This window comes from Parvibaculum sp. (assembly GCF_002684405.1).
Classification (GTDB): domain Bacteria; phylum Pseudomonadota; class Alphaproteobacteria; order Parvibaculales; family Parvibaculaceae; genus Parvibaculum.
The window spans coordinates 36,077-50,110 of sequence record NZ_NYVD01000086.1; the positions used below are offsets into that span (position 1 = coordinate 36,077).

At 64.6% G+C, this 14,034-nt stretch carries 12 protein-coding genes; 5 read left to right on the forward strand and 7 right to left on the reverse strand.

Annotation, left to right across the window (positions count from 1 at the left end):
• Nucleotides 1-75 precede the first annotated feature (75 nt).
• The 3 genes from CMI59_RS07680 to petA are packed head-to-tail and all read right to left on the reverse strand — an operon-like array spanning nt 76 to nt 2,878.
• A complete protein-coding gene (locus CMI59_RS07680) occupies nt 76-894 on the reverse strand; it encodes a cytochrome c1 (RefSeq protein ID WP_293326881.1) in 819 nt (272 codons plus the stop codon).
• 8 nt (nt 895-902) lie between these two features.
• The gene (locus CMI59_RS07685; protein ID WP_293326883.1) at nt 903-2,324 is read right to left on the reverse strand and encodes a cytochrome b N-terminal domain-containing protein; all 1,422 of its coding nucleotides are present in this window, start codon (nt 2,322-2,324) and stop codon (nt 903-905) included.
• Between the two features lie 14 nt (nt 2,325-2,338).
• Complete coding sequence (gene petA, locus CMI59_RS07690; RefSeq protein ID WP_293326885.1) at nt 2,339-2,878, reverse strand: ubiquinol-cytochrome c reductase iron-sulfur subunit; 540 nt, start codon at nt 2,876-2,878, stop codon at nt 2,339-2,341.
• Nucleotides 2,879-3,247: 369 nt separating this feature from the next.
• On the opposite strand from petA, the gene CMI59_RS07695 reads away from it, so the two are divergent.
• Nucleotides 3,248-3,736, forward strand: a complete 489-nt coding sequence (locus CMI59_RS07695; protein WP_293326887.1) for a tRNA (cytidine(34)-2'-O)-methyltransferase — start codon at nt 3,248-3,250, stop codon at nt 3,734-3,736.
• The gene (hemF, locus tag CMI59_RS07700; protein WP_293326889.1) at nt 3,729-4,619 is read left to right on the forward strand and encodes an oxygen-dependent coproporphyrinogen oxidase; all 891 of its coding nucleotides are present in this window, start codon (nt 3,729-3,731) and stop codon (nt 4,617-4,619) included. The genes CMI59_RS07695 and hemF overlap by 8 nt, the downstream gene beginning before the upstream one ends.
• 212 nt (nt 4,620-4,831) lie before the next feature.
• On the opposite strand, the gene hemN is transcribed toward hemF, so the two are convergent.
• From hemN to CMI59_RS07720, 4 genes are all read right to left on the reverse strand, one after another.
• Nucleotides 4,832-6,181, reverse strand: coding sequence for an oxygen-independent coproporphyrinogen III oxidase (hemN, locus tag CMI59_RS07705; protein ID WP_293326892.1), 1,350 nt, complete (start codon nt 6,179-6,181; stop codon nt 4,832-4,834).
• A gap of 82 nt (nt 6,182-6,263) precedes the next feature.
• Entirely contained in the window at nt 6,264-7,517 is a 1,254-nt protein-coding gene (locus tag CMI59_RS07710; protein ID WP_293326894.1) for a CCA tRNA nucleotidyltransferase, read from the reverse strand.
• 129 nt (nt 7,518-7,646) lie between these two features.
• Nucleotides 7,647-8,300: a CoA pyrophosphatase gene (locus tag CMI59_RS07715; RefSeq protein WP_293326896.1), complete on the reverse strand. Its 654-nt coding sequence runs from the start codon at nt 8,298-8,300 to the stop codon at nt 7,647-7,649.
• Nucleotides 8,297-8,884 (reverse strand): DUF1285 domain-containing protein, encoded by a 588-nt coding sequence (locus tag CMI59_RS07720; protein ID WP_293326906.1) that lies wholly within the window; start codon nt 8,882-8,884, stop codon nt 8,297-8,299. The genes CMI59_RS07715 and CMI59_RS07720 overlap by 4 nt, the downstream gene beginning before the upstream one ends.
• A gap of 250 nt (nt 8,885-9,134) precedes the next feature.
• Between CMI59_RS07720 and CMI59_RS07725 the strand changes: the two genes are divergently transcribed.
• Genes CMI59_RS07725 through CMI59_RS07735 form a run of 3 tightly spaced genes read left to right on the forward strand, consistent with a single transcriptional unit; the run spans nt 9,135 to nt 13,897 of the window.
• Nucleotides 9,135-10,133 carry a MoxR family ATPase gene (locus CMI59_RS07725; RefSeq protein ID WP_293326898.1) on the forward strand — a complete coding sequence of 333 codons (999 nt, stop codon included), beginning with the start codon at nt 9,135-9,137 and terminating at the stop codon, nt 10,131-10,133.
• Nucleotides 10,134-10,147: 14 nt separating this feature from the next.
• The gene (locus CMI59_RS07730) at nt 10,148-11,083 is read left to right on the forward strand and encodes a DUF58 domain-containing protein (RefSeq protein ID WP_293326899.1); all 936 of its coding nucleotides are present in this window, start codon (nt 10,148-10,150) and stop codon (nt 11,081-11,083) included.
• A gap of 6 nt (nt 11,084-11,089) precedes the next feature.
• Nucleotides 11,090-13,897: a DUF4159 domain-containing protein gene (locus tag CMI59_RS07735; protein ID WP_293326901.1), complete on the forward strand. Its 2,808-nt coding sequence runs from the start codon at nt 11,090-11,092 to the stop codon at nt 13,895-13,897.
• Nucleotides 13,898-14,034: the final 137 nt, after the last annotated feature.

Sequence of the window (14,034 nt, forward strand, 5' to 3'; positions counted from 1 at the left end):
ACCAAGATCATGACGCCATAAAAAAGGGCCCCCGCAAGGGAGCCCTTTTTCAATCTGTATGGATCGGCCCGTGGCTCAGTGCACGTCGGACCAGACCTTGCGCGTGGCGAAGTAGAGAATACCGGCAAGCGCGATGAGATAGAGCATCACCTGGAAGCCCATCTCGTGGCGCTGTTCCAGCTTCGGCTCGGCAACCCACATCAGGAAGGCCGCAACGTCCTGCGATTCCTGGTCCAGCGTGGTCGGCGTACCGTCCTCATATTCCACCTGATCGGCGAAAAGCGGCGGCGGCATTGCGATCGCCCCACCCGGGAAATACGGGTTGTAGTGCGAGCCCGGCGCCATCTCGCGGCCCGCCGGCGGATCCTGATAGCCGGTCAGCAGCGCATGAATGTAATCGGGACCGCCTTCGCGGGCCTTGGCCATGACCGAGAGGTCCGGCGGGGCCACGCCGAGCGCGGCCGCGGCCTGCTCGGGATTGTCGTAAGGCGACGGGAACGGATCCTTGGGAAGGCGCGGACGCTCTTCCATGTCGCCAGACCCGTTCAGTTCCTCGATCGTGTACTCGGCCGCGATGACCTTTGCCTGCGCCTTGGTGAATTCAGGCCCGCCCTTGGCCGCGAGATCGCGGAATTTGAGCATGTGAGCCGAATGGCAGGTGGCGCAGACTTCCTTGAACACCTTGAAGCCGCGGCGAAGCTGGCTTCGGTCGTAGGTGCCGAAAGGACCGTTGAAGGACCAGTCGATCGCTTCAGGCTCATGGGCTTCGGACGCAGCGCTGGCGGGCTGGATGCCGAAGGCAAAGCCGGTTGCAACGACGGCACCGGCCATGACGACGCCCATCGCGCGGCGGCCAAGAACGGACTGGATCATGGTTTTCATCATTTTTTCCATTCCCTCTCTTACGCCTCGGCCGTCGCGGCTTTTTTGCCGAGTACCGATTCCGAGATGCTGGCCGGCAAGGGCTGCGGACGTTCCACAAGACCCAGAAGCGGGAACAGCACCAGGAAGTGCAGGAAGTAGTAGATCGTCAGGATACGAGCCAGGTCCGTCACGTCGAACGCGAAGTCGATACGCGAGCCGACGAACTCAAGCTTGTTGTCCACGACATGCTCTTCGACCTTGAAGTCGTCCTCGGGGCTGAGGTCCTGCTCCTTGGCAGCGGCCGTCACGGCGTCCATCGCCTCGTTACGCGTGTCGTAGATGCCGACCTGCGTGTCGCTGCCGAACAGAACCTTGCTCGGAAGCTGCGCACCGCACCAGCCCAGGATGATGCAGACCACCACGTGGATCCAGAAGAACTGGCGATAGAGCGGGCGGAAGCGGGCCGAACGCACCTTGGAGGTGTCGAGCCACGGCAGCAGGAACAGCACGCCGATGGCAGCGAACATCAAAAGCACGCCACCCAGCTTGTCCGGCACGGCGCGAAGGATCGCGTAGAACGGCAGCAGGTACCATTCGGGCACGATATGCGCCGGCGTCTGGAGCGGGTTGGCCTCGACATAGTTCGCGGCGTCGCCCAGCCCGTTCGGGTTGAAGAAGACGAAATAGGCGAAAAGGATCAGGAAGACCGCCATGCCGAACGCGTCCTTGACGGTCGCATAGGGGGTGAACTTCACCGTGTCCTTGGACGGATCCTTGACCTCGATGCCCGAGGGATTGTTCTGCCCCGTCACATGCAGCGCCCAGACATGGAGAATGGTGACGCCCGCGATCAGGAACGGGAACAGGTAATGCAGCGAGAAGAAACGGTTCAGCGTCGGGTTGCCGACGGAGAAGCCGCCCCACAGCCATTCGCGGACCGGATCGCCGATGAGCGGGATCGCACCGAACAGGTTGGTGATCACCGTGGCGCCCCAGAAGCTCATCTGGCCCCAGGGAAGCACGTAGCCGAAGAAGGCGGTCGCCATCATCAGCAGGTAGATCAGCACGCCGAGAATCCACAGCACTTCGCGCGGCGCCTTGTAGGAGCCGTAATAGAGACCGCGGAACATGTGGATATAGACCGCGATGAAGAACATCGAGGCGCCGTTGGCGTGGATATAGCGCAGCAGCCAGCCGTAATTCACGTCACGCATGATGTGTTCGACGCTGGCGAAAGCCAGGTCCACATTCGGCGTGTAGTGCATGGCAAGGACGATGCCGGTGATGATCTGGATGCCGAGACAAAGGCTCAGAATGGCACCGAAGGTCCACCAGTAGTTCAGATTCTTGGGCGTCGGGTAATCAACGAAGCTGTCGTTGACGAGGCGCAGGACCGGAAGACGGTCGTCGAGCCAGCGCGTAAAACCGTTACCCGGCGTGTAGGTGCTTTCGCCACTCATATTGTGTGCCCCCCTCAGCCGATCTTGAGTTTCGTGTCGGTTTCAAACTTGTAGGGCGGCACTTCGAGATTAAGCGGTGCCGGGCCTTTGCGAATACGGCCGGAGGTGTCGTAGACCGAGCCATGGCAGGGACAGAACCAGCCATCATATTCGCCCGCATAGGAAAGCGGCACGCAACCCAGATGGGTGCAGATGCCGATCACGACGAGCCACTGGCGCTCCAGCTTCCCTTCCGGGTCCTTCCTGAGGCGCTCGTCGTCGGTCTGCGGATCGCGCAACGTCGAAATATCGACATTTTCGGCCGCCTTGATCTCCTCTTCCGTGCGATGACGGATGAAGACCGGCTTGCCGCGCCATTTGGCGGTGATCTGCTGCCCGACCGGTACGTTGCTGATGTCGACTTCGATCGAAGCGAGCGCCAGTACGGAGGCGTCCGGATTCATCTGGTCGATCAGCGGCCACACAGCGAAAGCTGCGCCGACGGCTGCGAACGATCCGGTGGCTACATACAGGAAATCGCGCCGTGTCGGCTCTTCCACGTGGGTATCTGCCACGGTTCAGTCTCCTCGTTGAAATAGGCCACAAGCCCCCAGCCATCCCGGCGGATGGCCCTTCCGACCGAAACCCGAAACCGGGGGTCCCGATCACGATAGAACTGGGTGGCGCGGCGCAAACCCCATGACATGGATTGCAGGCGCGACGAATCCGCGCGTGCCCCCCCATGCGGAAGGGTTTGTGGCATTCAATCGGCCCCTTGTCCAGTCCCGCCCGCCCTGTGGCAGGATGACGCAGGCCCCGGTTTTGTGCGGGTTTCGCGCCAGTTTTGCGAACCCCTCGCAAGTAGGCTCCAATCCAGCCTGCCGAATGCATTAACTTTACTTCCCCCTGCCCCGAAACGGGCTCATACGGACACCCGACACGCCATGCGACTTGCCCTTTTCGAACCCGACATTCCGCAGAATACCGGCACCCTCATCCGCACCGCCGCCTGTCTCGGCATCGGTCTGGACGTGATCGAGCCCTGCGGCTTCGTCTGGTCGGACAAGGCGCTGAAACGCTCGGGGCTGGATTACACCGCGCTTGCCTCCGTCACCCGCCATGCGGACTGGGCGGCGTTTCAGGCGGCCCGCCCCGTGGAAAGCCGCCTCATCCTGCTGACGACCGGGGCCGATATGCCCTATACCGCCTTCAGATTCGCAGCCCAGGACATATTGCTTCTGGGCCGGGAGAGCGCGGGCGTGCCGCAGGGGGTGCATGAGGCGGCGGATGCGCGCCTCCTGATCCCCATGGCGCCGGGAGCCCGCTCGCTCAATATGGCGCTGTCAGGCGCCATGGTGCTGGGCGAGGCGCTGAGACAGACAAACGGCTTTCCGCAAGCGGACGGCCCAAAGGAGGAACCGGAGAATGGCTGAAACGGATGCGGCGACGATAGAAGAGCGAAAGACCAAAGCCGCCGGCTGGTTCCGCGAGCTTCGCGACCTCATCTGCGCGGAATTCGAGAAGATCGAGGACGAGCTGACCGGCACATATGCCGACCGCCCCGCCGGCCGCTTCGAGCGCACGCCCTGGACGCGCGGCGACGGCAGCAAAGACGAAGGCGGCGGCGAGATGTCCGTCATGCATGGCCGCGTCTTCGAGAAGGTCGGCGTCCATATCTCGACCGTCCATGGCGAGTTCTCCGAAGAGTTCCGCAAACAGATGCAGGGCGCGGAAGACGATCCGCGCTTCTGGGCCTCCGGCATCTCCCTCATCGCCCATATGCAGAACCCGCGCGTGCCCGCCGTCCATATGAACACGCGGCATGTCTATACGACGAAGAGCTGGTTCGGCGGCGGCGGCGACCTGACGCCGGTGCTGGACGTACAGCGCCGCGACGACCATCCGGACACGGTGGATTTCCACGCCGCCTACAAGCGCGCCTGCGACAAGCACGATGAAAGCTACTATCCGCGCTTCAAGAAATGGTGCGACGAGTATTTCTTCCTGCCCCATCGCAACGAACCGCGCGGCACGGGCGGCATCTTCTACGACCACCACAACACAGGCGACTGGGCGAAGGACTTTGCCTTCACGCAGGATGTTGGCCGGGCTTTCCTTGAAATCTATCCGGACCGCGTCCGCCGCCACATGAACGAGCCGTGGACGGAAGACGAGCGCGAAGAGCAGCTCATCCGGCGGGGGCGCTATGTGGAGTTCAACCTGCTCTACGACCGTGGCACGGTGTTTGGCCTCAAGACCGGCGGCAACGTGACCTCGATCCTGTCCTCCATGCCGCCCGAGGTGAAATGGCCGTAAGACATCCTCTGCTGTCGCCCCGGCTTCATGCCGGGGCCCAGGGTTTTCACACGCCGAGGGCGACGCTCTGGATCCCGGGACAAGCCCGGGATGACAATTCTTTTCGTCATGCCCCGCTTCATGCGGGGCATCCACGTCTTTAGTGCGCCACAAGGAAGACGTGGATGGCCCGGACGAGCCGGGCCATGACGCTTCATATCATTGAATGAAAATCAAACCGCCTTGGAGTGCCGCGCCCCGCCCGCTTCGAGATAGCGGTCGAAGACGGCGCAGACGGCGCGCATGAGGGGGCGGCCTTCCTCGGTGATGACGAGGCGCGAACCGTCGCGCAGCACGATACCGTCGGCTTCCAGCGGCTCCAGCGCGGCAAGTTCGGGATCGAACGCATCCGGGTCGAGCCCGTGCAGACCCGCGATTGCGGCGAGGTCGACATTCATGTCGCACATCAGCTTTTCGATGATCTCACGCCGCAGCTTGTCGTCGCCATTGACGGCGATGCCGCGCGTGATGGGCAACTCCCCTGCCCGGACCGTTTCCTTGTAGCGCTCGATGGCAATCTCGTTCGCCACATAGCCCTGCGGCAGCGAGCCGATGCCACTCGCGCCCAGCGCGATGAGGACCGGCGCTTCGTCGGTCGTGTAGCCCTGAAAATTGCGATGCAGCGCCCCGGCCTTCGCCGCTTCCGCCATCGGGTCGTCGGGATGGGCGAAATGATCGAGCCCGACGCGGACATATCCCGCCTCCAGCAGCGCATCGGCGGTGGCTTCATATTGCGCCCAGCGCTCGGCCATATCCGGCAGCGCCTCTTCGGGGATGAGCTTCTGATGCGGCTTCATCCACGGCACATGCGCATAGCCGAAGAGCGCAATGCGCGCAGGCGCGAGCCCGGCGGCAAGCCGCGCCATCTCGGTCACGCTTTCCACCGTCTGATAGGGAAGCCCGTAAACGAGATCCATATTGATCGCGGAAATACCGGCATCGCGCAGCCAGCCGCTCACCCGCGCCGTCACATCGTAAGGCTGAATGCGGTTGATCGCCTTCTGTACGCGCTCGTCGAAATCCTGCACGCCGATGGAGGCGCGCGTCACGCCCGCCTTGGCCATGGCGCGGACGTAATCCTCAGTCGCCGTGCGCGGGTCCATCTCGACCGCGATGTCGGCATCCAGCGTGACGTTGTAGAACTCGCGAAGCTGCGCCAGCGTCTGCGCGAAATCGTCGGCCTTCAGCAGCGTCGGACTGCCGCCGCCAAAATGCACGTGATCGACCTTCATCCGTGCCGGGAGCTTGCCTGCGATGAGCTTCGCCTCGGCCTGCACCGCATCCAGATAATCCGCCACCGGCGCATATTTATGCGTCGCCTTGGTGTGGCAGCCGCAGAACCAGCACATCTCCGCGCAATAGGCGATATGGAGATAGAGCGACAGCGGCGCGGTCGGCTCCAGCTCGGAAAGCCAGCGCGCATAGGTGCCCCCGTCCACCGACGGGCCGAAATGCGGCGCGGTCGGATAGGAGGTGTAGCGCGGAACCCGGAGGTCGTATTTTTCAATCAGGTCGAGTCTCATGAGGCCAAGCTAAAGCGCGCTCAGCCTCCCGCCTATTCGCCCAAATGTCGCAGGGACATTCGGTACGAAGGCTTTGAGAACATTAGTAAATCGTCGCCTGCACCACGGCCTTCAGCCGCTCGATGATGGAAAACTCGTCATCGGTGAAGTCGCTGTCGACCCACCATTCCTCGACCTCGCGATAGACGCGGCCCATTTCGGGGCCTTCCGGCACGCCGGCGGCCTTCATCATCGCGCCGTCGAGCGGCAGCTGCGGCTTTTCCCAGCTATCGGCCATGGCCAGCATCGCCCGCCACTGGAAGGCATTGTGGTCGGGCTTCTCGCTCGCCCAGCCCAGCATGACGCGATTCTTGAAGAGCTCCAGCCCCATATTGTAGAGCGCGCGACGCACCTCGCGCATGGAGAGGTAGCAGACGATCTTGGTCGTATCGGTGAGCATGGCCGTCAGGCGCTCACGATCCTTGTTGGAGAATTTCAGCCGGTCGGCCAGCGCATCGACGCCCGCCTTGTCGAGATCGAGCATCGCACCCAGACGCAGCACCGGCGAGGGGTCGGCGGTGAAAAGCTGGTCGCGCTCGATCCGCACGAGATTTTCAAAGCGATCGAGCTTCGAGGCTTCGGGCAGCACCTCCGTCAGCACGCCCGAGGCGGCCATCTGGCGGAAGGCGGCGGGCGCCTCGTCGGCGGTCAGTGTCTTGAAAAGCTCGACGCGAATGCGCTCGCCGGAAAGCTGCTTCATGCCTTCCTTCTCGTCGGCGCAGGCCTTGAGCGAGGCTGCGTCCGGCTCGCCCTTGCCGTACCAGGCATGAAATCGGAAGAAACGCAGGATGCGCAGATAGTCTTCGCGGATGCGCTCGCGCGGATCGCCGATGAAGCGCACCAGCCGGGCCTGCAGATCGTCCTGCCCGCCCAGCGGATCGTGCAGCGTGCCGTCCTTGTCGGCATATAGCGCGTTCATGGTGAAGTCGCGGCGCTTGGCGTCCTCCACCCAGTCCTCGGTGAATTCCACATCGGCATGGCGGCCATGCGTGGCCACATCGACGCGCAGCGTGGTGATCTCGAAATGACGCCCCTCGGCCACCGCCGTCACCGTGCCATGCTCGATCCCGGTGGGAATGACCTTGATGCCCTTCGCCTCCAGCAGCGCCTGCGCCCTGTCGGGCGTCTCGGTGGTGGCGATATCCACATCGGTCACCGGCTCGCCCAGCAGCGAATTGCGCACGCAGCCGCCCACGAAACGCGCCGTGCCGCCCTCGGCTTCCAGCGCCTCCATCACGGCGCGGGTTTCGGCCGCTTTCAGCCAGATCTGGTTGGCGAGCTTCTTATCGGCACTCATCGGGGGCGACCTCCATACGCATTATCGTTCTCGTCACGTGTTTTCGGCCAGACTGCCATTCCGCGCGGCGCGGGGCCAGAGCATAAATGACGCGGGCGTCATTTTCTTCAAGGCCGGGTCATATGACCCTCAGGCGCTCGCCTGCTGATGCTCGAAAAGCCTGAGATACATGTTGCGAAGCATGCCCGCCGTGGCGCCCCAGATATACTGGCCGCCATAGGGCATGGCGTAATAATGCCGCCGCTTGCCCTTCCACACGGCGCTGTGGCGCTCGTGATTCTCCGGGTTCATCAGAAAGGAGAGCGGCACCTCGAAGACATCCGCCACCTCGCCCGGATTCACCGTCAGCTCGAAACCGGGCCGCACGAACCCCACCACCGGGAGAATGCGAAAGCCCGTGCCGGTCTCGTAAAGATCGAGATAGCCCGCCACCTCCACGAAGGAGCGGTCGAGCCCGACTTCCTCCTCCGCCTCGCGCAGCGCGGCCTCGACCGGCGTCTCGCCGGGCTCCATCTTGCCACCGGGAAAGGCGACCTGGCCCGAATGCTGGCCCAGATGGTCCGCGCGCCGCGTCAGCAGCATATGGGCGCCATGCGCATGCTCAACGATGGGCACCAGCACGGCGGCGGCGCGCAATGTCTTACGGTCTTCCGGCTCCAGCCAGTCGTCCGGATCGGGGTTCAGCGCATGGTCGCCATTGACCGGCACCTCGCCCAGCATCACCTCCATCGACGGGGGCTCGCGATCGATATGATCGAGAATCAGCTCACGGTAGTTCTTCATCCGCCCTGCTTTCGTGCGCCCACTTCATCGGCCGGCATGAAGGGAAAGAACTCGCCCGACGACCAGATGCCGAACCATTGGCGCCCATCGACTTCCTCTTCCGCGCCAAGCTCCACCAGATCGTAGAAGACGGCGCGATTGATGAGCGCATCGAGCCGCGCGCGCACATGCACGTAGGGCGCAGGCTCGCCGGTTTCCTTGTCGATCTCGAATCGCATGGGATGCTCGGGGCCCGCCACTGTCTCGTCGCCGACATTGGTCCGGAAGGTCAGAACCTGATCCTTGCCCTCGCCCTCCACCTGCATGGCGACCGCGACGAAGGGCGCATCCTCCACCGTGATGCCGATCTTCTCCACCGGCGTGACGAGATAATATTTGCCGTCCTCGTCGTGACGCAGAACGGTTGAGAAAAGCCGCACGAGTTTTTCGCGCCCGATGGGCGTGCCGAGATACCACCAGCTCCCGTCGCGGGCGATCCGCATGTCGATATCGCCGCAAAAAGGCGGATTCCACTTGTGCACGGGCGGCAGGCCTTTCGCCTTCTTGCCCGCCGCTTCGGCTTCTGCGAGACCCTTCAGACCCATCGAGCCGCCGGATTCGCTCTTTTTCCCCATATCTTCCGAGGGATCATCCTGGGCGCCATCTTGTGCCGTTTGTGGCTTTGCGGTCATTTTGTCCCTTCTTTCGTCGGGTGAGCGGATTCCTGCCTTTCGCGCAGACGCCGGGCCATATTATCGTCAAGATACCAAGCGCTTATGATGCGGCGCTCAGCCGTGAGCGAAACGAGGCCCGTGCGGCGCCCGAAAGGCACCGTACCACCCAATATGTAGGTCAATGCAGACAGTCAGTGAAGCCGACGGCACCGCCGTCGAGGAAATCGAAGCCGCGGGCGCGAAAATCGCCGCCGCGCGCGAGGCCATCGGCGAGGTCATTTACGGGCAGGAAACGGTCATCGACCAGACCCTCGTAACCGTGCTCGCAGGCGGCCATGCGTTGCTTGTCGGCGTGCCGGGCCTCGCCAAGACGCTGCTCGTCCACACCATGGGCAAGGTGCTGGGCCTTGAGGACAAGCGCATCCAGTTCACTCCCGACCTGATGCCCGCCGACATTGTGGGCTCGGAAGTGCTGGAAGAATCCGATTCCGGCGGGCGCAGCTTCCGCTTCATCAAGGGGCCGGTCTTCTGCCAGCTCCTGATGGCCGACGAAATCAACCGCGCAAGCCCGCGCACCCAGTCCGCCCTCTTGCAGGCCATGCAGGAAAAGAACGTGACGGTGGCCGGCGTGCGCTACGAACTGCCCACCCCCTTCCATGTGCTCGCGACGCAGAACCCGCTGGAGCAGGAAGGCACCTACCCGCTGCCGGAAGCCCAGCTCGACCGCTTCCTGATGCAGATCGACGTGAATTATCCCGATTACGAAGCCGAGCGGCGCATGCTGCTTTCGACCACGGGCGAAAAGACGGTCGATGTTTCGCAATCCATGACGGTGAAAGACCTGATGGAAGCGCAGGCGCTGGTGCGCCGCGTGCCGGTCGGCGAAAAAGTGGTCGCCGCCATTCTGGAACTGGTGCGCGCCACACGGCCTGAGGAAGGCGCATCGGAAGAGGTGGAACGCCATGTGGCCTGGGGCCCCGGCCCGCGCGCCAGCCAGGCGCTGATGCTGGCCGTGCGTGCCCGCGCGCTGATCGACGGCCGCTTCTCGCCATCCGTCGAGGATGTGGTGGCGCTGGCCGCCCCCGTCCTGCGCCATCGCATGGCACTCAATTTCTCGGCACGGGCGGAGGGCGTGACTGTCAGCGGCGTCATCGACAGGCTCTGCCGGACCATCGTCTGACCGGAGCGCGCATCATGCGGCCGCCGAGTGACAATGCGCCCCACGCGCCCGCGACCGGCCTGCGCGAACAGGCCGAAACGCTTGCCGAAGCGCTGCCGCCTCTGGTGGCGGAGGCCGAGCATGTCGCGCGCACCGTTGCGCAGGGGCTGCATGGCCGCCGCCGCGCAGGCACCGGCGAAACCTTCTGGCAATATCGCCGCTTCCGCGAGGGCGACACCGCCGCCTCGGTGGACTGGCGCCACTCCGCCCGCACGCGCCATCTCTATGTGCGCGAAAAGGAATGGGAAGCCGCCGAAAGCGTCTGGATATGGCGCGACGGCTCGGCCTCCATGGACTATGCCTCCGATTTCGCTCCCTGCCGCAAACGCGACCGCGCGACCGTGCTGGCGCTCGCCCTCTCCTCGCTTCTCGTGCAGGGCGGCGAGAACATCGCGCCGCTGGGCAGCGGTGCGCAGCCCTCCACGGGCCGCACCGCCTTTCACCGCATGGCCCATGCCATGCTGGACCGCCGCGAAGACACCGCGCTCGAAAGCCTGCCGCCGCCGCAACATTTGCCGCGCTATGCACAGATCGTGCTGATCGGCGATTTTCTCTCCCCCGCCGAGGAGATCGCCGCGCGCATCCGCAGCTATGCCTCGGAAGGCATCAAGGGCCATCTGATCCAGGTACTCGATCCGGCCGAGGAAGACCTGCCGTTTTCCGGACGTACCGAATTCGAAGGCATCGAGGAAGAAACCCGCCTGATGGTGGGCCGCGCGGAAAGCCTGCGCAGCGCCTATCACAAGCGTCTCGCCACGCATCGCAGCCACATCGAAGAGGCCGTGCAGCGCCTGAACTTCACCTTTGCAACGCACCGGACCGACCGGCCGCCGCATCATGCATTGCTGGCGCTCTACGGTGCGCTGTCCGGCGCGCTGGACGCGGTGCAGCCGCCCCGCGCGGGAGGCTGACCGGCAATGCTCACGCTCGGACCCCTCGCTTTCGCCGCCCCCTGGGTGCTGACCGGCCTCATCGCGCTGCCTGCGATCTGGTGGCTGCTGCGCATTGCACCGCCCTCGCCCAAGCGCATCCGCTTTCCCGCCATCCGCCTGCTGCAGGGCCTTTCCAATGAAGAGGAAACGCCCGCCCATACGCCGCTCTGGCTGCTGATCCTGCGCATGCTGCTCGCCGCCATCGTCATTATCGCGCTGGCCGAGCCGCTCTGGAATCCGGCCCCGAAAGTGTCCGGCGGCGGTCCCCTGCTGATCGTGATCGACGATGGATGGGCCTCGGCCGCAGACTGGAACGACCGGCAGAACGCGCGGGATAGCCTCATCGCCGCTGCGCGGCGCGAAGACCGCCCGGTGCTGACGGTCGGCACCGCGCCGCGCCTCACCCCCGGCGACATCGACTTCTCCTCACCCGACGATGCCGCCTCTCGCGCCCGCGCCATGGAGCCGCGCCCCTTCGCCCCCGATCGCATGGCGCTGGCCGAAAGACTCGAAAAAGCGCCTGCGCTCAAAAAGGCCGCGCCGCATATCGTCTGGATCGGCGACGGGCTCGACTATGGCAAGGCGGCCGACTTCTCCGAAGCGCTCGCACGGATTGCGGGCAAGGACGGCGTGACGCTGATCGAACCCGCCCAGCGCGCATTGGCGCTGCTGCCGCCTGAATCGGACGGCGACGCGCTTGTGTCGAAGATCCGCCGCGCCAGCCCCGCCGATCCGGGCGAAGGCACGGTGCAGGCCATCGGAACCAAGGGCAATGTGCTTGCGACAGCTTCCTTCGCATTCGAGGACGGCGCGCTGGAAACCAATGCGCGCCTCCAGCTTCCTCTTGAACTGCGCAACCGGATCGACCGTCTGCAGATCGTGAACGAGAACTCGGCCGGCGCCGTCACGCTGCTCGACGAGCGCTGGCGCCGCCGCGCGGTCGGTCTCGTTTCAGGCTCCGGCACAAACAAGGCACAGGCGCTGCTTTCCGACCTCTATTACATTCGCAAGGCGCTTGCGCCCTATGCGGAGCTGCGCGAAGCGGGTACCGGAAGCGGCAGCTCAAGCGTCGCGGAGCTTCTGTCCCGCCCGCTATCCGCACTCATGCTTGCCGATGTCGGCACGCTGACGAAGGCGGATGAAAAGCGCGTCGCGGACTGGGTGGAAAAAGGCGGCACGCTGGTACGCTTCGCAGGCCCGCATCTTGCCGCGCAAAGCGACAGCCTGATCCCCGTGCCGCTGCGCCATGGCGGACGCGCACTTGGCGGCGCGCTCTCCTGGACGGAGCCGCAGCATCTCGCTCCCTTTGACGAAAACAGCCCCTTTGCGGGCCTCACCGTGCCGAAGGATGTAAACGTCTCGCGCCAGGAGCTGGCCGAACCGACGCTCGACCTCGGCGACAAGACATGGGCGCGCCTCACCGACGGGACGCCGCTCGTCACCGCGGCGAAACGCGGCAAGGGCCGCATCGTGCTCTTTCATGTGACCGCGAATACCGACTGGTCGAACCTGCCGATCTCCGGCCTCTTCGTCGACATGCTCCGCCGTCTCGTCGCCAAAGCCCAGAACGTCGCCGAACCCGCATCCGGCAAGAGCGGCGATGAAACGCTGAGCCCCGTCGCCACGCTGAACGGGTTCGGCCGCCTCGGCACTCCCTCGCCGACGGTGACCGCCATCCCCGCGCGAGAGCTTGGCCGGACGGACAACAACCCACGCCACCCGCCCGGCCTTTACGGCCCGCAGGATGCGCCGCGCGCACGCAACCTTGCGAGCGACGCGCTGAAGCTGACGCCCGCCACCGACCTTCCCGGCCTGTCGGAGCGGCGCGGTTTTGCCGCCGGCGCCGAAATCGGCCTGCGCCCGCCGCTGCTGGGACTGGCGCTGCTGCTGCTGATCGCGGACGGCATCGCCGCGCTCTGGGTCACCGGTCTGTTCGAGACCGGAGAGATCCGCCGCGGGCGGCTCGGACGCAACCTTCTGCCGCTGCTGCTTCTCGGCCTCGTATTGGCCGCCGCGCCGAAAGCCTTCGCCGCGGATAACGACAATTTCGACATCGCCGCATCCACCGAGACACGTCTTGCCTATGTCATCACCGGCGACACGCAGGTGGACGAGGTGAGCCGCGAGGGGCTGAACGGCCTTTCCAACGCCTTGCGACAGCGCACCGCCTTCGAGCCCGACGATCCGATGGGCGTCGATGTCGCAAAGGACGAACTCGCCTTCTTCCCCCTGCTCTACTGGCCGATGACGGCGAACCAGCCGCCCCTCTCCCCCGAAACGCTCGGCAAGATCGACGCCTATATGAAAAACGGCGGCATGATCCTGTTCGATACGCGCGACCAGCAGGAAGCGCTGTCGGGCGCGGGCGGCAACGGCCCCGGCGCCCGGACGCTGCAACGCCTTCTGGCGGGGCTCGACCTTCCCGCACTGGAACCGGTTCCCGCCAATCATGTGCTGACGCGCAGCTTCTATTTGCTGAAGGATTTTCCCGGCCGCTGGGCCGGCGGGCAGCTATGGGTCGCGGCAAGCGATAGCGGCTCGACGGATACGACCAGCCTGACCGCCCGCACCAATGACGGCGTCTCGCCCATCATCATCGGCTCCAACGACTATGCCGCCGCCTGGGCGGTGGATAATAACGGGCGTGCGCGCTACCCGGTCGTCCCCGGCGGCGAACGCCAGCGCGAAATGGCCGAACGTGTCGGCATCAACCTCGTCATGTATGCACTGACCGGCAACTACAAATCCGATCAGGTGCATATCCCCGCTCTTCTCGAGCGGCTTGGGCAATAGGGGGTGGCATCATGAACTGGGATATCGTTTTCGAACCTGCACTGCCTCCCGTGCTGCTTGCCGCTTTGGGCGTCACTGCCGTCATCGTGCTGATCTTTTCCTTCTGGCGGCGGGCGCGCGGCGCGCCCTGGCGGGCC

Coding starts and splice junctions, on each gene's coding strand:
- CMI59_RS07720 (WP_293326906.1), bottom strand. CDS start 8,884: ATGGGTCTGAAGGGTCTCGCAGAAGCCGAAGCGGCGGGCAAGAAGGCG.
- CMI59_RS07735 (WP_293326901.1), top strand. CDS start 11,090: ATGCTCACGCTCGGACCCCTCGCTTTCGCCGCCCCCTGGGTGCTGACC.
- CMI59_RS07715 (WP_293326896.1), bottom strand. CDS start 8,300: ATGAAGAACTACCGTGAGCTGATTCTCGATCATATCGATCGCGAGCCC.
- CMI59_RS07680 (WP_293326881.1), bottom strand. CDS start 894: ATGGAAAAAATGATGAAAACCATGATCCAGTCCGTTCTTGGCCGCCGC.
- hemF (WP_293326889.1), top strand. CDS start 3,729: ATGGCTGAAACGGATGCGGCGACGATAGAAGAGCGAAAGACCAAAGCC.
- CMI59_RS07695 (WP_293326887.1), top strand. CDS start 3,248: ATGCGACTTGCCCTTTTCGAACCCGACATTCCGCAGAATACCGGCACC.
- CMI59_RS07725 (WP_293326898.1), top strand. CDS start 9,135: ATGCAGACAGTCAGTGAAGCCGACGGCACCGCCGTCGAGGAAATCGAA.
- CMI59_RS07685 (WP_293326883.1), bottom strand. CDS start 2,324: ATGAGTGGCGAAAGCACCTACACGCCGGGTAACGGTTTTACGCGCTGG.
- CMI59_RS07730 (WP_293326899.1), top strand. CDS start 10,148: ATGCGGCCGCCGAGTGACAATGCGCCCCACGCGCCCGCGACCGGCCTG.
- hemN (WP_293326892.1), bottom strand. CDS start 6,181: ATGAGACTCGACCTGATTGAAAAATACGACCTCCGGGTTCCGCGCTAC.
- CMI59_RS07710 (WP_293326894.1), bottom strand. CDS start 7,517: ATGAGTGCCGATAAGAAGCTCGCCAACCAGATCTGGCTGAAAGCGGCC.